This is a genomic window from Phenylobacterium sp. (assembly GCF_030697925.1).
In the GTDB taxonomy this organism is placed as follows: domain Bacteria; phylum Pseudomonadota; class Alphaproteobacteria; order Caulobacterales; family Caulobacteraceae; genus Phenylobacterium.
In genome coordinates this window covers 12,569-28,259 of record NZ_JAUYOJ010000064.1, presented here as the reverse complement: position 1 = coordinate 28,259, position 15,691 = coordinate 12,569, and the positions used below count along the sequence as shown (strand labels likewise).

The 15,691-nt window shown below is 67.9% G+C and carries 22 protein-coding genes; 9 read left to right on the top strand and 13 right to left on the bottom strand.

Features of this window, described 5'->3' with window-relative positions:
• The 7 genes from Q8Q88_RS06330 to Q8Q88_RS06305 all read right to left on the bottom strand — a co-directional run bounded on the left by Q8Q88_RS06330 (position 1) and on the right by Q8Q88_RS06305 (position 3,171).
• Positions 1-225 carry an AlpA family transcriptional regulator gene (locus tag Q8Q88_RS06330; protein WP_305674353.1) on the bottom strand — a complete coding sequence of 75 codons (225 nt, stop codon included), beginning with the start codon at positions 223-225 and terminating at the stop codon, positions 1-3.
• Positions 226-303: 78 nt separating this feature from the next.
• Positions 304-831 carry a DNA -binding domain-containing protein gene (locus tag Q8Q88_RS06325; RefSeq protein ID WP_371129819.1) on the bottom strand — a complete coding sequence of 176 codons (528 nt, stop codon included), beginning with the start codon at positions 829-831 and terminating at the stop codon, positions 304-306.
• Between the two features lie 19 nt (positions 832-850).
• The gene (locus tag Q8Q88_RS24685; protein ID WP_371129818.1) at positions 851-1,036 is read right to left on the bottom strand and encodes a transcriptional regulator domain-containing protein; all 186 of its coding nucleotides are present in this window, start codon (positions 1,034-1,036) and stop codon (positions 851-853) included.
• Positions 1,037-1,190: 154 nt separating this feature from the next.
• Complete coding sequence (locus tag Q8Q88_RS06320; protein ID WP_305674351.1) at positions 1,191-1,499, bottom strand: DUF736 domain-containing protein; 309 nt, start codon at positions 1,497-1,499, stop codon at positions 1,191-1,193.
• A gap of 388 nt (positions 1,500-1,887) precedes the next feature.
• Positions 1,888-2,202: a hypothetical protein gene (locus Q8Q88_RS06315; protein WP_305674350.1), complete on the bottom strand. Its 315-nt coding sequence runs from the start codon at positions 2,200-2,202 to the stop codon at positions 1,888-1,890.
• A gap of 155 nt (positions 2,203-2,357) precedes the next feature.
• A complete protein-coding gene (locus tag Q8Q88_RS06310; RefSeq protein WP_305674349.1) occupies positions 2,358-2,705 on the bottom strand; it encodes a DUF2958 domain-containing protein in 348 nt (115 codons plus the stop codon).
• A gap of 214 nt (positions 2,706-2,919) precedes the next feature.
• Entirely contained in the window at positions 2,920-3,171 is a 252-nt protein-coding gene (locus tag Q8Q88_RS06305) for a helix-turn-helix transcriptional regulator (RefSeq protein WP_305674348.1), read from the bottom strand.
• Between the two features lie 89 nt (positions 3,172-3,260).
• Between Q8Q88_RS06305 and Q8Q88_RS06300 the strand changes: the two genes are divergently transcribed.
• Complete coding sequence (locus Q8Q88_RS06300; RefSeq protein WP_305674347.1) at positions 3,261-3,653, top strand: hypothetical protein; 393 nt, start codon at positions 3,261-3,263, stop codon at positions 3,651-3,653.
• Between the two features lie 192 nt (positions 3,654-3,845).
• On the top strand, positions 3,846-4,346 hold the full coding sequence (locus Q8Q88_RS06295; protein ID WP_305674346.1) for a MucR family transcriptional regulator: 501 nt from the start codon (positions 3,846-3,848) through the stop codon (positions 4,344-4,346).
• A 159-nt stretch (positions 4,347-4,505) separates the two neighbouring features.
• On the opposite strand, the gene Q8Q88_RS06290 is transcribed toward Q8Q88_RS06295, so the two are convergent.
• From Q8Q88_RS06290 to Q8Q88_RS06280, 3 genes are all read right to left on the bottom strand, one after another.
• Positions 4,506-4,715: a hypothetical protein gene (locus Q8Q88_RS06290; protein WP_305674345.1), complete on the bottom strand. Its 210-nt coding sequence runs from the start codon at positions 4,713-4,715 to the stop codon at positions 4,506-4,508.
• Positions 4,716-4,841: 126 nt separating this feature from the next.
• Entirely contained in the window at positions 4,842-5,537 is a 696-nt protein-coding gene (locus Q8Q88_RS06285) for a Crp/Fnr family transcriptional regulator (RefSeq protein ID WP_305674344.1), read from the bottom strand.
• Between the two features lie 231 nt (positions 5,538-5,768).
• The gene (locus Q8Q88_RS06280; RefSeq protein ID WP_305674343.1) at positions 5,769-7,742 is read right to left on the bottom strand and encodes a ParB/RepB/Spo0J family partition protein; all 1,974 of its coding nucleotides are present in this window, start codon (positions 7,740-7,742) and stop codon (positions 5,769-5,771) included.
• 747 nt (positions 7,743-8,489) lie between these two features.
• Between Q8Q88_RS06280 and Q8Q88_RS06275 the strand changes: the two genes are divergently transcribed.
• Positions 8,490-9,383, top strand: coding sequence for a hypothetical protein (locus Q8Q88_RS06275; protein WP_305674342.1), 894 nt, complete (start codon positions 8,490-8,492; stop codon positions 9,381-9,383).
• A 17-nt stretch (positions 9,384-9,400) separates the two neighbouring features.
• On the top strand, positions 9,401-10,183 hold the full coding sequence (locus tag Q8Q88_RS06270; protein WP_305674341.1) for a hypothetical protein: 783 nt from the start codon (positions 9,401-9,403) through the stop codon (positions 10,181-10,183).
• Here Q8Q88_RS06270 and Q8Q88_RS06265 read toward each other — a convergent pair.
• Together Q8Q88_RS06265 and Q8Q88_RS06260 are read right to left on the bottom strand one after the other, a co-directional pair.
• Positions 10,157-11,074, bottom strand: a complete 918-nt coding sequence (locus Q8Q88_RS06265; RefSeq protein WP_305674340.1) for an ImmA/IrrE family metallo-endopeptidase — start codon at positions 11,072-11,074, stop codon at positions 10,157-10,159. The two genes, Q8Q88_RS06270 and Q8Q88_RS06265, sit on opposite strands and share 27 nt — an antisense overlap.
• Complete coding sequence (locus tag Q8Q88_RS06260; RefSeq protein WP_305674339.1) at positions 11,074-11,442, bottom strand: helix-turn-helix domain-containing protein; 369 nt, start codon at positions 11,440-11,442, stop codon at positions 11,074-11,076. The genes Q8Q88_RS06265 and Q8Q88_RS06260 overlap by 1 nt, the downstream gene beginning before the upstream one ends.
• Positions 11,443-11,595: 153 nt before the next feature.
• Between Q8Q88_RS06260 and Q8Q88_RS06255 the strand changes: the two genes are divergently transcribed.
• From Q8Q88_RS06255 to Q8Q88_RS24680, 4 genes are read left to right on the top strand one after another with little or no spacing between them, the layout of a single operon-like run.
• Positions 11,596-12,012 (top strand): multiubiquitin domain-containing protein, encoded by a 417-nt coding sequence (locus Q8Q88_RS06255; protein ID WP_305674338.1) that lies wholly within the window; start codon positions 11,596-11,598, stop codon positions 12,010-12,012.
• 4 nt (positions 12,013-12,016) lie between these two features.
• Positions 12,017-12,400 (top strand): E2/UBC family protein, encoded by a 384-nt coding sequence (locus tag Q8Q88_RS06250; RefSeq protein WP_305674337.1) that lies wholly within the window; start codon positions 12,017-12,019, stop codon positions 12,398-12,400.
• A 16-nt stretch (positions 12,401-12,416) separates the two neighbouring features.
• On the top strand, positions 12,417-13,793 hold the full coding sequence (locus Q8Q88_RS06245; protein ID WP_305674336.1) for a ThiF family adenylyltransferase: 1,377 nt from the start codon (positions 12,417-12,419) through the stop codon (positions 13,791-13,793).
• Positions 13,790-14,149 carry a DUF6527 family protein gene (locus Q8Q88_RS24680; protein ID WP_371129817.1) on the top strand — a complete coding sequence of 120 codons (360 nt, stop codon included), beginning with the start codon at positions 13,790-13,792 and terminating at the stop codon, positions 14,147-14,149. Before Q8Q88_RS06245 ends, Q8Q88_RS24680 begins: the two co-directional genes overlap by 4 nt.
• A gap of 41 nt (positions 14,150-14,190) precedes the next feature.
• Here the strand turns inward: Q8Q88_RS24680 and Q8Q88_RS06240 are convergent, their stop codons facing one another.
• Complete coding sequence (locus Q8Q88_RS06240) at positions 14,191-14,313, bottom strand: hypothetical protein (protein WP_305674335.1); 123 nt, start codon at positions 14,311-14,313, stop codon at positions 14,191-14,193.
• Positions 14,314-14,661: 348 nt separating this feature from the next.
• Here Q8Q88_RS06240 and Q8Q88_RS06235 point away from each other — a divergent pair, with 348 nt between their 5' ends.
• Positions 14,662-15,684, top strand: coding sequence for a PIN domain-containing protein (locus tag Q8Q88_RS06235; RefSeq protein ID WP_305674334.1), 1,023 nt, complete (start codon positions 14,662-14,664; stop codon positions 15,682-15,684).
• The last annotated feature ends 7 nt before the right edge of the window (positions 15,685-15,691 follow it).

Genomic DNA, 15,691 nt, shown 5'->3' with positions numbered 1-15,691 from the left:
TCAGCGCAGCGTGACGTAACGGGGGTCGGAGGTGGTGTCGCAGGCGCGCGCCTCGGCCCACGCCTCCAGGTCGGCGAGCGCATAGACCACGCGCCGGCCGAACTTGCGGAACTTCGGCCCGCCGCCGATCACCCGCTGCTTTTCAAGCGTGCGCGGCGAGAGCTTCAGATACTCGGCCGCCTCGTCATTGCTGAGGTAGCGGCGCGCCGGCGTCGTCTCGCCCATGGGATGTCCTCGTCCTCGGTCGCGGCGGAGCGGGGCTCCGCAGGCCGCAGCCAGGGTGGAGGGGCTTGGGCGCGCGCATCAGGGAGATTGGGCGTCCTCGGAAAATCTCCCTCTCGCCGACGGCCACACGAGCTCGCGCCAGCGGCCGTCGCGGAACGCCCGGCCGCGGGCCAGCGCATCGCGAACCTGGGCGCGCAGGTCGCCGTCGGGCGACCAGCGGCCGGCCACCGCCGCGTGGCCGAAGAGGGCCGCGGCGATCTCCCGGTGCGCCGCGCCGGCGGCCTGGGCGTCCAGCGCCTGGATCGCCTTCAGGTGGGCCATCGCACCGCGGTCGAACGGGCGGGCGACGGCGGCGGCGCGGCGGGCCCGGTGTTGGAAGGCCTCGATGGCGCCGAGACGCTCGCGGGCCGCCTCGCCGGCCGGAACGGCGTAGCCGTAGGGTCGACCGTGCGCCAGGTCGGCGGTGAGCACGGCGCGGATCGGTCCGGCCGGCGCGTCACCGGCCAGGGTCAGGCGCGCACCGTCGTGGACCAGGCGCTTGCGGCCGGGCAGGGCCCAGAGGTCGAAGGTCGGCGCCTCGGGCCCCGCGTCCTCGGCGCGGACCAGTCGAACCGACGTGGCCGGATCAGGTCCCCAGGCGGGCGCCGCGTCGCGGGCGTCGAGGCTGGGGTCCTCTGGGACATCGCAACCTCCATCGCGCGGCGGGGTCGCGCCGCCAGCTGGCGCGATAGGCCGGATCGCGGCGGAGGTATTCCCAGGCCAGACCCGCGCCATCCAGGGCCAGCAGGTAGAGATAGGCGGCGCGCGGCATCGACAACTCCCAGGCGACGCGGCGCACGTTCCGCGTGTGATGGGAGATAGTGCTCTCGGGCTTTCACGCAAGGCCGTAGGTCCGGATCGGCGGATTTCCGCATCGGCGGCTCTGCGGACGGGGGAGCCCCGCCCGGCGGCGGGGCTCCGGGGGCTCAATCGGCCGTGCGGCTGCGCGACCAGATCAGGCTCATGCCGTCCTCGGTTTCGACCAGCGAGGCGTAGATCGGCGCGGAGAAGCTCGGATCGTCCAGCTTGACCGAGAGGTAGTCGCGGTTCTCGCGGGAGGTCTTCTTCCAGGCCGCGCCGAACTCGGTCTTGTCGGCGAAGATGCGGAAGTCGGGGGCCTTGTCGTTCTCCTTCTCCACCGCGCGGAACTGGGCCCGCTTGACGTCGAGGGTCAGGGTCTTGATCGAGCCGGCGTAGCCGGTGTCGCTCTTCTGGAAGGTTCCGATGGTCGCCATGGCTTGTCTCCTCAGTTTCGAGCCGCGCCCATCGCGGCCTCGATGGCGATCGACCGGCCGAGGGCGGTCCGACCCGCAGGCGCCAGCCCCGCAGCGTCAGCGAAGGACGGCGGGCGGCGACTTTGTTGCCTGGCGCGAGGAATGTCGGCGCAGCCGGCAGGGGAAGAAAGTCGCCGCCCGCCGTTGCGGCCAAGGATCGGCGGCGTCAGCCGCTTAACCCTCGGCTAGATCAGGCCAGGAGAGGTCCGCCTGGGTGGGGTTGCGACGGGAGGCCGTTCCCTGGCGTCCGGACCGCATGACCAGGTGAGCCGGCGAGGTCCGGATTCGAACCTAGCCGAGGCCCATATCGCCCCGTTTTGCGCCGGGAGAAGGCGAGCGGCTTGTCCGCTCAGTCCAGCTCGGCCGCGACCATCACCGGTTGCAGGGCGCCGAGGAGATCCTCGTGCTCCCGTTCGCGCGCCTCGCGCGAGACATTGAGCCGGACATAGATGCGGTTCGCCCGGTGCTGTTCGACCGCCGTGGTCCAGAGGCCGGCCGCGCGGGTCAAGCTCCTGGCCGTGCCGCAGCAGACCACCTGCTCGCCGCTGGCCGAGGCGCGCAGGAACACGAAGTTGCCGGCAGTGGTCGGCAACCGGTCGGGCGCGGCCAGCTTCAGCCGATAGGAGGCGCCGGAGCGGCCGACGAGATCGAGGAACGGTTTCACCGGCGCGTAGATAGCCGCTCGGCTCCCTCGCAGCCACCGGGTATGGCGTGGCCCGATCCGCCGACGTCCCGTAGACCCGCAAGCCCCCCATTCCGCCGATACGCAAAAGCGGAAAACGCGCCCCGCCGGAGGGCAGGACGCGTCTGCACGGCGCCCTAGGCGCGGATGCCGCCGCTCGCTCGCGCCGCCTCGGCGTAGTGGCTTAGTGGCTTGTTTGCCTTGAACCACAGGTCGCGCTCAACGGGCAGCCCGAGCGGGCCGCGGACGGAGGTGATCTCCGACAGCCGCACCCCGCCCAGCTCCGGAAACCCCATGCCGAGGTCGCAAAGGCCGAAGGCGATATCAGGATCCTCGGGATCGAGCTCGGTCAGCAGCCATGTGGCGTTGGCGTCGGGCGTGAACAGCTTGAGGACCGGGAAGGGATCGATGTCCTCGCCGGCTGCGCTGCGCGCGCCGTTGGCGAGGAGCTGGACCCGTTCCTCAGGCGTGATGATGACGGTCATGGCGGGCCTCCCTTGGCTGAAGCTCTCGGAGCGAGGGCGCAGGAGGCGGGGCCGACGCGGTTCAGCTGCGCGGTCAGGCCCAACCCGGTTGCAGGTGCGGGCCGGGCTTGACCGCGCAGCGGCGTCGGCCAGCGTCAGGCGCGCTCGGTCTTCGAGAGGGGCTTCAGCGGGGATGAGGCTCGCCGCCCATCATGATTGACCGGCGTTCGGCGGGTCAGGCGGGTCTGCGTGGCGTCGCTCGCACGAGGTCGAGGATCTCGTGCGGGTCGAAGCCCAGCACCTCGGCCAGCTCCAGGAACTCGACCACATCGAGGCGACGGCCCCCGGATTCGATGGCGGCGACCACCGACTGATAGCGGCCGAGCTTGTCGGCCAGCACAGCCTGACTGAGGCCCGCCTGCTTGCGGCGTTCGACCAGGAGTTCGATGAGGCGCTGCTGGCGAAGGGAGCGTAAGGTCTTGGACATACGCCCGCGTCGGCGAGGTTGAGGCCGACAGAGCCAGTAACCGGAAAATCTGGTAATCAGAAAATCTGGTTGAACGCGGGGAGACGAGGATGACGGACTTGATCGCTACGCGGCATCCGCATTTGCACCGGCTGATCGAGGCCTGGCGCACCCATGGCGGCGTCGTGCCGGCCGAGGCCTTGCGCGGTCGCGAGGCCCCGGTCGCCTGGCTGCGGCTGGAGGACCCGGGCGGCTGGCGGATCGATGCGGCCGACGCCCGGCTGGCGGAGCTCTATGGCGGCGCCTTTGTGGGCGAGTCCGCCCGGGCCCTGTCGGCTGGCGAGGAGGCGGCGGCGTGCGAGGCGCAGGCGGCCGACGAAACCGGCCGCGAGATCCTGGTCGAGGCGACGCTGAGCCTGGCCGGGCGCCGGGTGCGCCTGGCCCGGCTCTACCTGCCCTTGGCTGCGGGCGAGGTGTTGTGCGCCGTGGCGACCGTCGCTTGAGGCGGGCGCCGACAAGGTAAACACCCGGCGAGCCTAAGCGCGAAAACCGGCGTCTATTGAGTCGGGAACTATAGCCGCCTCACCTAATATTGCGTGCCCAGGTCTTCGCCGGGGACGACCGGGTCACGCCAAGACTTGCGAGCAAGTGCTTCGCCCGCTAAACGCTCGCGCTGGACAACAGGAGCGGGCGGGATGGCCGAAGGTGATCGTTTCAAGGAAATCGTCGCGGAAGTGGCGGCGGCCTATTTCTCGAACTCGCACGTGCCGCAGTCTGAGATCTCCAGTGTGATCCGCGAGATCGCCGCCAGCCTGAACAGTCTTGGCGAGGCGACGGTCGAAGAAGCGGCCGCCGAGCCGGCCGCCGAAACCGCTCCGGAGGCTCAGGTCCGAGCCACCCCCGCCCAAATCCGCAAGTCGATCACGCCTGCGGCCCTGGTCAGCTTCGAAGACGGCAAGCCGTACAAGACGCTCAAGCGCCATCTGGCGACACGCGGACTGACGCCCGAGCAGTATCGCGAGAAGTGGAACCTGCCGCGCGACTATCCGATGGTCTCGCCCAACTACAGCGCCGCACGCTCGCAGATGGCCAAGAGCCTGGGGCTCGGCCAACTGGGCCGCCAGCAGCGGGCGGCGGCGCCCGCGCCCGCGCCCGCCAAGCGCGGCCGTCGCGCGAAGGCTGTCGCCGCGAAATAGGGAAAGGCCGCGCGCCGGAAGGCGCGCGGCCGACGTTCCGTCCGGCGTCGGCGGGAGCGCCGCAAGCTCCGCCCCCATCGGCTACGCGGCAGCCATCCGCACGGCTTCGCCGTCGCCTGGGTGCGCGCAAGCGGCGGCAGTCCAACCTGGACGCTGGGCTCAGGCGGCGCCGTTGAACCGCAGCTTGCCGGCCAGGCCGCCGCTCAGGTCGTAGACCTGCAACTCGACCGGCCCCTGGACGGCCGCGGCCGAGGCGAGCCGGCGCCCGGTCGCCTCGGCCGCGCGCCCAGAGCGGAAATAGGTGGGCTCGCCGAGGCCAGTGAGCTGCCAGCAGCCGGGGCCGGCCGGCAGGATCTTCAGGATGCGCATCGGTCCTCCCGCCTGGGCGCCGCGGGCCGCCCGATGATCGGCGCCTCTGCGGGCGCTGGAGCCGCAAGTTGACGTAAGGGAAGCTTGCGGTCTGTCCGGTCCTGGACGCAAGCGACGCTTGCGCGCCTAACCGCGGCCATACGAGGCGAAGGGCGCCGCCTCGCCGCGCACGGCGGCATAGCATTCGCAGGCGCGGCCGAGCAGCCGCGGCCGGTCGAGGAGGGTGAGCCGGCCCCGCCCGAGGGCCACGATGCCGGCGGCCTGCAGGTCCTGCAGCACCGGGTTCACCGAGCTGCGCTGGACGCCGAGCATGCGGGCGACCGCGTCCTGCGGCAGGACGATCTCGGCCGATCCGAGGGCGTCGGAAGCCGCCAGCAGCCAGCGCGGCAGCCGCTGCTCCACCGGGTGCTGGCCGTTGCAGGCGCCGCTGCGCATGGCGGCGTAGAACTTCTTCAGCACGTATTGGCGCAGGGCCTGGTCGATCACCGCCGAGCGGGCGCAGGCCTGCCGCAGCCGCTCGGCCTCGATGCGGGAGGCCCGAGCCTCGACGAGACAGACGTCGCGGGTCAGCGATTGGCGGACGCCGAACACCGCCGCCGCGCCCACCGCGCCCTCGCGGCCGATCAGGGCGCATTCGATCTCGGCGCCGCTCTCGAACGCCGCGAGCTTGGAGACCGCACCCTCGTGCAGGAAGTAGACGAAGGCGAGGTCGTCGCCGGGCTCGCAGAGCACCGCGCCCGCGCGCAGGGTCACGTCGCGCAGGTGCGGGCTGAGCAGGTCGCCCGCGTCGCCCAGGGCGGCGAGGAGGCCGTTTCGCAGCATGGACAGGTCTCTCCGCCGGAGGGGGCGCTCCCGAGAGGCCGGGTTGTAGGACGCTCTCGCCATAGTTGCGGACGTTGGGGATTCCCGCAAGGGGTCTCGACAGGACGCCGGGCGTTGGCCTGGGACGTGGGCCGCAACTGGCCGGCTGTCGTGCGCCACGCGCGCGCCCAGCCGCAAATCCGCAAATGCGGAAAGGACCGGAGCCGCCGACGCGGCTCCGGTCCCGTACGCCTACTCGGCGGCCACGGCGGACGGCTCGGCGTCCGCCGGTTCAGCCGCGACACCGGGGGGCTGGCGCAGCAGCGCCGGCAGCCAGCCGGTCCCGGCCACCGCCTGTTCGGCGGCCTGCGCCATCTCCGGCTTCGTCAGGCTCGCCAGCCGCTCGGCCGCCTCGCTCGACACCGCCTCGCCCACCGCTTCGCGGATGCGGGCCTTGGTCACCCGCCCGAAGTAGCCCGCCGCCGTGGGCGCCCAGTAGCCGGTCATGTCGAGGCCGACGGCCTGCGCCACCGCGTCGGCGTGGGCCAGCGCCAGGGGGCGCCGTTCCCAAGACCGCACCGCGTTGACGCTCAAGGCCACGCAGTGGGCCATGAGCGCGGCGCGGCTGTCGCCGTCCAGCCCGACCACGAAGCCCCAAAGCTCGGCGGGGTCGTCCGGCAGCTGCCGGGCCCAGGCCTCGTGCCGAGCCTCGACCGCCCGGCTGGCCGGGGCGTCCTCGATGCCGGGGGCGTATTGCCCCAGGCCGACCGAGCCGCAGCGGACATCGACGCAGGAGGCGGGCACGGCGCCATGGAAGGTCCGCAGCACCAGGGCGTGGACGAGGCAGAGCAGGGCCACGTCCGGGTTCTCGGCCAGGGCGTCGCGCAGGCCCGCCGTACGGTGGGCGGTGAGGTCGGCGATCAGCTTGTCCGACAGCGGCGCCAGCGCATCCTCTGCCTCGTCGTCCTCAACGCGGTCGCCGTCCGCCCCGTCCTGCGCGGCTTCGCCATCGCCGCCGTCGTCGTCCGTCGCCTCCGCCTCCACCGGCGCCGGCACGTCCTCGGGCCGGACCCAGCCGCGCTCGACGCGGGCCTGACCGTCATGGCCCAGGATGACCAGCACCCCGCCGCGCGCGACCTCGTCGGGGTCGAAGCCGTAGCCGTCGCCGAAGGCCTGAAGCTCGGCGTCGATCTCAGCGAATCGGGCTTCGACGTCTTCCGGCAGGTCCTCGACCTCGGCCCACTCCCCGGTGAGCGCATCGTAGGCCGCCGAAAGCTCGGCGATCCTGGCCTCGTCCTCTGGGGTGCGCTCCACGCGGTGTGGATAGACCCGCAGGCAGCCGTGGCTGGACGGATAGTCGAGGTGCGCCTGCGCCCACTTCCAGCCCTCGGTTTCGCGCAACTCGGTGGCGAGGCCGACCAGCTTCTCCAGCACCAGCCGGTCCAGCAGGGCCACGTCCTCCAGCCAGCCGCCGCGATCCTCGGTGAAGAGATCGCGCAGGACCGGCCCGCCCGCCTCGGCATAGGCCTCGACGCCGACGAACACGGCCCGCCGGTCGTCGGCCTGGACCTTGGCCTCGGTCATCGCCCGGCGGATCAGCGGCGGGCTGCGGTTGTACGACAACTGCTCGAACACCTGCTCCTGGCGGGTGTGGTCCTCGGTGACGCCGAAGGCCATCAATTGGTCCAGGGTCAGGCCGTCCTCGCGGTAGATGTCCAGCAGCCTGGGGCTGACGGCGCCCAGGCGAAGCCGCTGCCTCACCACATGCGCCGACACCCCGAACCGAGCGCCGATCTCCTCCGGCCCCCAGCCCTTGCGCTCGCCGAGGTCGCGGAAAGCCTCGAACTGGTCGGCCGGGTGCATGTCCGTGCGGCTGACGTTCTCGTCCAGGGAGATTTCCGAGGGGTCATTCTGCGTGTCGATCACGCAGCGCACCGGCTCGGTCTTCCTGATCTGCTTGCGGCTGGCCCGCAGGCACTGGGCGAGGCGGCGGCCCTCGCCGATGGTGACGAGGTAGCAGCCGGTCGGCTGGCCCGCCTCGTCGCGCTCGGGCTCCACCACCAGCGGCTGAAGCACGCCCTTGGCGGCGATGCTGGCGGCACGGGCCTCGATCTCGCCGGGGCTGTGCGGGACCTTCCGCACGTTCTTCGGCGACTTCTTGAGCTTGTTGAGCGGGATTTCGACCACGGCGCCGTGGTCGAGGACGGCCTCAAACTTGGCAGTCATAGGAACCTCCTTGGGGTCAGGGTGCAGGCGCAAGGCGCGCCTGAACCCCTGCCCGTCGGCGAGACCGGGTGTGCAAACGGAGGGGCGCCTTCGCGGGGACCCGGCTGCAGGGCTTTGAGAGCCTTGGGCGGCATGAGATCAGGGCGACGACCGAAGCTGGGCGGAAGACGCTCCGGAGTGCGCCGAGGGCTGGCCCTAAGCCACCCGAGCCGCGATCCCGCTCGGATCGGGGCGAGACGAGGAGGAGGCTGCAAGGAGCCCACGCGCAGCGTGGGCGGGACGCGCCGTCGAGCGGCCGGCGGCGCCGAAGGCGCCCGCAGGGTCGGACCCGTAGGAGGAGCGAAGCGACGGGACCGAGCCCGACCGCCGGCGGCTCACGTTTCGTCGGCTGATCGAGGGGGCTGAGCGGGCTTAGTCGAGCCGTCGGGCCTGACGTTCCGCCACAAAGGTGCGTTCCCCCAGACTTGGACGGATGGCGTCGCCAGCGGGATCATTCGATCGTTGCACAGTCCCACCGTGTAGACGTGGCGCGAAATGTGGACATCTTAGGTGTCGCCCTTCTTCGCAGGACGACCGACGTTCATCCCTCCCATCAGATCGAATTCATCAAGTTGCTGGCCGCGTGTGGGGCTGGCGATGGCCGTCTTGGCCCTGTTGTCGCGATAGGCCGCGCAGTTTGAAGGGCTTCGCTCGCCCCATCCGGGCTTTTGGGACGACGCATCGACGTAGCGTTGCTATGCGAGTGGGATGGCAGTCTGGCCGGAAATTCCTGACGACGCGATCGATTGGTTCCGAGCGGTTTTCGCCGAGGCGAACCGCAAGGTGACCGAGCGGCTGATCAATGTGCCGAATATCCGGGAGACGGCCTTGGATGATGGCCTGATCGAGGCCGTGATTCCCTACTCCCCGCCGCGACTGCTGCCCTCCGGCACGGTGGTTGAAATGAACGTCCACAATATCGGCGGGCTTCGACGTCTCGGTCGCTGGGAAACCGCCGATATCGCCGTCCTTGTGTTCGTCTACCAAGCAGGGACTTTGCTGTCCCAGAAGATCGGGCTGCTGCAGTCCAAGCGGCTATATCCGGCAAACAACGATGTCGATGACGATGATCCCGTCGGCTTCGCCTACGGCATGAACAAATTTCTTCGCCGCGATCCCAAGTCACCTCTCGGCAAGCTGCACCGACAGTTCGATTTCACTGACGATTGCACTTATGCCGCGCTCACCGCAGAGAGCGATCAGGTGGAGGTGATCAACCGGCTGAACGAGGAGTTCGGCGATGCGGTCTATTATCTCTTCTACAATCCGCCCGTCATACCGACGACCGTGCGCTATCCGGTGGCGTCGTATCAGGCCGTGACACAACCGCCGCTTGGCTGTCGCGTCTACACGATGGCCGATGTCGCCCCGATTCTGGCCAAGCTGGACAAGGGTGCCGCGCCAACTCTGGGCGGGCTGGAGAAGGCCGGGCCTTCGAGCAACTGGCGATTGGAGACCTGGGCGGCCGATCTTCTCCTGCGATGTAAGGTCGGTCAGCAGTTCGGCGAAGATCGCCAGGAGATCGTCGGACGACTCCTCGAACGTCGATCTGGGCCGATCGCGGCAGCGATCGCCGTGTCCGTCGCTCTGCCCGAGGGGTGAACGCCGTGTCGGATTGGATGGCCCTTGCCGAAAAGTGGCAAACGCTGATTGCCGGTCTGCTGGCGATCGTCGCGGCGCTGATTGGCACCGGCTTTGTCTACCATCAAACCCGCCAGGCGCGCATCTTCGAGCGCGACCGGCTTCACCGGCGTCACGCGGCGGCGCGCTCTACGCTGCCGCTCGTGCTGAGCAACATCATGGAGTATGCGCGGGCCGTTGGCCGAGACCTGCGCAACCTATATCTGGCGGCGCCCGGCGATCACGTGCAGCGCGAGGCGCTGATCGCCTGGCAGGTTCCCGCGATTCCGCAGGACGAAACCGCAGCGCTTGCCGTCGCAATCGAAGCAGCTTCGAACGACGTCGCGGATGTGATCGCCGATCTGCTCGGCCATCTTCAAGTGCAGGCCGGCAGACTCCGGGGGCTGCAGGCCGATGTGGTGGCGGGCACGGCTGGTCGCCGCAACATCCTCAAATCGGAGATCGAAGAGTACATCCAGGACATCGCCGATGTTCATGCCCGCTGCGAACTCCTGCTCGACTATGCCCGTCGAGAGGCGAAGACCGTACAGCCGACGCCGATCGCCAAAGACAAGCTGCGCGCGCTGTTTCTAATGGGCTTTCACGAAGGTGCGTTCGAAGACCTCAAGGCGACGATCGCAAAGCGGGGCCCCGGCGATGTTCCCGAACGACTGCCCCCTTGGCGAAGAATCTGGAACGCGATCGCGACTCGGTGGGCTGCGCCGTCAGCGTATCCGATGATCTGCGCCAAGGGATCAGACGGCTTCGAACTCGGTGGCTAGGAGCACGCGACGTCGGATTTTCTCGGCGGCGTGGATGAGAATGAACGTCTGATGCGGTGTCTTGAACGCCTCGGCGACGAACTCCTGGGTGTCGCCGTTGGCGTCTACGATGCGTAGCGGACGTGGCCCGGTCATTCGGTTCACCGGGATGATCTTGCCCAGCGCGTCGTCTGGCGTGACCGTCGTCGGCCAGGCCAAACCCGGAAACTTCCGGTCGAAAGCTGGCGAGGTGATGGCGCGCCGAATGGTGCAGAAGTAGCCGACGACTTCAGCGAGCTCGGGCGGGTTAAGGACCACTACCGCGCAGGTCCGGTCGCTGCTCGTCACGTAGCGCCGCACGGTCGCGTACACCGACGCCCCGTAGCGTTTGGCCAAGCGCAACGGCACGGTGATGCCGAATTTATGGTCGGCCGCTTCGAGAGCGAAGCCGTCGAGCTGGAACAGGACGTCGGAGGCGAAGACATTGGCCTCACGCTCGAACTGAGCCTTGATCTCGGGGTCCAGGGTCTTTCGGCAATCTTCGAACAGGCCAAAGATGCTCTGCCAGGGCAACACCGCGTGCCCACCCTCATGAAGCTTGAGGAACGGCACCTTCTCCTTGGGCGTCTCCGGATCGATGAAAGCGATGCGGGCCTTCGGATCGAAGACGCCCCATAGTTTGCTCAGCGCGCTAAGCAGCGCCTTGCCAGTCTGCTCGGCCCTGCGCCGTAGTTTGGCGAGGTAACTCTCGTCGAGGGCGATGGGGACGATTTCGATCTTGGCCGCGCGCATGATCTCATCGACCGGCGTGGGGTAGGTCCCCAAGGCGCCGGCGTCCTGCAGCATCTTTGTGGCTGCGAGGCGGATTTCGATGCTTTGCTCGCGCGAGACGGTCGAATCATCCGGCCGCATTATTTCTTCGCCTTCTGACTACGCAGGAAGCCGAGATAATTCAGCAACTGCTCCTCCTCGTCCGAAGTGAGCTCGCCGAGAATCGAAGTGGCGACACGGTTGACCGGCGCTTCCGATTCGCTGACGAACCCGGCCCGCTCCATTAGCGTGCCATAATCGACGCCGTAGGCGGCGGACAGTCGGTGCAACATGATCGCCGACGGCTTGGCGATCTCGCCGTTTTCAAGCTGGCTCAGGTAGCCGTTGGAAATCTTTCCCTCGGTGATTCGCTCTACCTCGCGCAGCGAAAACCCTCGGGAAACTCTGATGTCTTTCAGGAACTTGCCGAGTTCTGGCGTCGTATCATCCTTCTTCCTTGCTGGGCTCATGGGCGCACCCGTCTGCTATTTTTGGGGTGGCGTAACGTAGGCATTCCGCTAAATTCGTCAAGCACCTCTAAGTTCGCTTGACAAACTTAGCACCGCTTCGCACATTTAGCGAAGACGGGCCGCGGTGGCCTCGTCCGACACTACGAGGTCACTATGGACAATCGTTCCAACACTCCCGATCGCGCCCACCCCGACGTTGTGGTGGTCGCCGAACACATCGACGGCGACCGCACGGTGATCGCCGTCGACGTCGAACACCACGGCGATCACGAACGCATCGTCATCGAGATCGTGGACATCGAAGAATGCGGCCGGGACAACCGCCTGCCGCCCTTGGCCCACAGCTACCGGGTGAAGATCGATCACGAGCACCACGTCATCCGGAAGCGCTTCGTGACCGGCCGCGAACTGCTGGTGATCGCCGGCAAGGCGCCGCCCGAGCACTACGAGATCGAGAAGCGGATGCACGGCGGACACTACGTGGCTGTCGAGCTCGACCAATCGGTCGATCTCGGCGAGCGCGGCATCGAGGTCTTCGAGACCTTCCCGCTCGACGAGACCGAGGGCTGACGCGATGCGCCGGGAGTTCGAACTCGGCCCTGAGGATGTCCGGGCGCTTGATGCGCTCGGACTGACTTGGGAGACCGTCCGCGACGGAGGCGTTCGGTGGATCTTGATCCACGACCATCCGATCCCTGCGGGCTTCAGTCACCTGACGGCGTGCGCGGCGATCCGCATCGACACCTATCCGCCTGGCATCATCGACATGGTCTACTTCTATCCGCCGCTGGCGCGCAGCGACGGCAAGGCCATCAACAACCTCAGCGTCTTGCAGATCGACGGGAAGGCCTTCCAGCAGTGGTCTCGCCACTACGGATGGCGCTCGGGGATCGACACCTTGTGCAGTCACCTCCGCCGGGTCCGGGCCTGGCTGAAGCACGAACTTCGCAAGCGCTAACCCCATGGAGATCGCGATGAGCAAACTACGCATGACGGCGACCCAGCACGGCCAGCTTCAGTTGCATCTGTTCGATGGCAGCGGCTTCGAGGGGGTCGCCATCGCCCTCTGCGGCCGGGCCGAGAGCGAGGGCCGCCGAGTCCATCTGGTCCACAAGGTGATCGAGATTCCGCACAGCGAGTGCCAGCGCGGGCGCGACTTCGTAACCTGGCCGACGCGGCGTCTGCGCGACGCCCTAACCGAGGCGGCGCGGCTCGGTCTGTCGGTGATGAAGGTGCACTCTCACCCTGAAGGTTTCCGAGAATTCTCGGCGCGCGACGACGCGTCGGACGTCGAGATCTTCCGCTCGGTCGCCCTAAAGGTCGCAGGCCCCCACCTCAGCGCCGTGATGCTGCCGGACGGCGAGATGTTCGCCCGCGAAGTAGACGCCGACGGCGGCTTTGCGGCCGTCGAGCGCGTGGCCGTGGTGGGCGACAACCTCTCGTACTGGCCGGAGCCGCGCGGTTGCGCGCCGCAGGATTTCGACCAGCGTCACCGTCAGATGTTCGGCGACCGGACCACCAACTTGCTGTCGACTCTCAGCGTGGGTGTGGTGGGGGTCTCCGGCACGGGCAGTCCGACTGTCGAAATGCTGGCGCGCCTGGGCGTCGGTCGCATCGTCGAGATCGAGCCTGACATTGTCGAGGGAAAGAACCTGAACCGTATCTGGGGTTCGAAACGTGCCGACGCCGAAGCGGGGACCAACAAGGCGCAGATGATGAAAACCCATCTGGACGCCGTTGGCCTGGGGACGGAACTGGTGGTCTGTCAGGCCCGCGTCGACACCCCCGAGGCCGTCGCCTTGCTCAGCACCTGCGACATCGTGTTCGGCTGCGTCGATTCGGTCGAAGGGCGCGATATCCTCAACCGGATCGCCGCGTTCTATAGTCTCCCCTATTTCGACCTGGGCGTCCGGCTGGACGCCGACGGGACCGGCGGCGTGGAGAGCGTCTCGGCTGGTGTCCACTACCTGCAACCTGGGGGATCGAGCCTGAAGAGCCGCGGCGTCTACAGCGACGCCGTGCTTCACGCCGAATACCTCAAGCGTACCGATCCGAACTTCTATGAAGACCAGGTTCGCCGAGGCTACATCCGCGGCGTACGGGTTGATAGTCCCGCGGTGATCAGCGTCAACACGCTGACCGCGGCCACTGCGGTGAATGAGTTCCTGGCGAGGCTCCATCCGTATCGGACGGAGCCCAACGCCAAATTCGCGGTGCAAAAGCTACTGCTGACCCATGGCCGTATTGCGACGAGACCGGACGGAGAGCCTGACCTCGAACTGGCGCGATATGTCGGCCGCGGCGATTGCGCACCGTTGTTGATGTCCAGCCGCCTCGAGGACGCCGCATGAGGTGGGTTCAAAAACACATCGAGGCGATCGGGTCAGGATGGAAGCGCTGGCGGCGCGGAATGCGCGACCGCTGGCGGCCACCGATCGCGGTTGTCCCTTCAACGGAACGGCCCGCCCACTTGCGACCGCACCGGCTCTACGTGACCTCCCAACAGGGTCAGCCGACGTTCGGCTTTATGGTCTGTCCCTGTGGCTGTCGCGCAACTCTACATCTGCGGTTCTTCGGCGCGCGCTCACCCCGTTGGTCGGTCGTGACCGACGCGACCGGTCACCCGTCGGTGACGCCGTCGATCTGGCGGAAGACGGGATGCGAAAGCCACTTCTATCTCACCAGGGGGCGGATCAACTGGTGCTGATCGCTAGCGGGTGGCACCGAGCTGTTCCGATCTAGTCCCAATCATCCGCCCCGAAGTCCACGGCGATGAAGATCGCCGCGGTGATAGAGAAGTTCGTCGAGGTTGGGGTCCATGGTGTTGTCAAAGAGCCAGCCCTGCCGACATCGCAACAGCTCGTCGGCCACGAACCGCTCCAGTCGCCAACCGTGGACGCCATCGGCGTCGCCAGGGGCGAGGGGTGCGCCAAGTGTCAGCTCGGTGAAGCGCCGCGCGCTTCTCCGGCGAGACGTGCCCGAACCAACCGAGCAGGAAGGTGCGGACCAGTGGCGCCAGGGTGCGCTCGTTGTAGGTGCGCAAGGGAAGGGTCTTGCAGCAGTCCCGGTCGTGGATGCTTTCGTACAGGTGCTGAAAGGCGGCCACCACCTCGCTGACAGTCGTCGCCATAGCCCTGTTCACCCACCGACCATCGGTCCTCGGCCACAAACTTGGCTGCTATGATCGGGGCTGCAAACGGAAAATCGGTCCCGACTGTCATGCTGCACATGCTGATCGACACGTGTGTCTGGCTCGAGCTCGCCAAGGACCATCGGCAGCTGCCGATCCTGTCGTGCCTCGAAACTCTCGTCGAGCAAGGGGACGTCGCCCTTATCGTGCCGCAGACCGTCGTCGACGAGTTCGGCCGCAACAAGGACCGCATTGTCCGCGAGGGCGCTCAGAGCCTCTCAGGCCTGTTCCGCCGGGTGAAGGACACGGTGGAGCGGTTTGGGCCGGTCGAGACGAAATCCGCGATCGTTCGGGGACTGGATGAGGTCGATCACCGCGTCGCCATCCTGGCTGACGCCGCCCGCGAAACCGTGGAGCGGATCGAGGCGTTGTTCGCGGCCGCCGAGATCGTGCCCGCCTCGGACGCCGTCAAGGTCCGCGCCAGCGAGCGGGCGATCCTCGGCAAGGCCCCGTTTCATCGGCAGAAGAATGCGATCAACGACGCCATCCTGATCGAGCAATACGTCGACGCCTGTGACGAGCTGATCAGTCCCGAGCGGACCGCCTTCATCACCCATAACACCCGTGACTTCAGTGACCCGACGGGGGACATCCGCCGACCCCACCCGGACCTTGCCGGCCTGTTCGACCAGGACTCGGTCTATGCGACCAGCCTTGCCGAGATCCTTGCGGAGTTTGCGCCCGAGGTCATGGACGAGGTGCGGTTCGAGGCCGAGTGGTCGATGGAATCCCGGCGCCTGCCGGAGATTCTCGAGGCCATCGACCGCCTGTTCGATCAGGTTTGGTACAACCGGCACTGGGGCCTGCGGAACGAGGTCGAAAGCGGCGCAATCACCGTCGTGCCAGACGCCGACTATCCGAGAGATCGATATCCGCGGGAATTGATGTCGCAAAGCACCTGGGCCGCCGCGCTGGCCGCCGCCGCCCGCGTCGAGGCACGTCGCACCGATGACCTCGGGCCCTGGTCAGACTTCGAGTGGGGGATGGTCAACGGCAAGCTGAGCGCCCTGCGCTGGGTGCTTGGAGACGAATGGGACATGCTCGACACCTAGCGCGCTG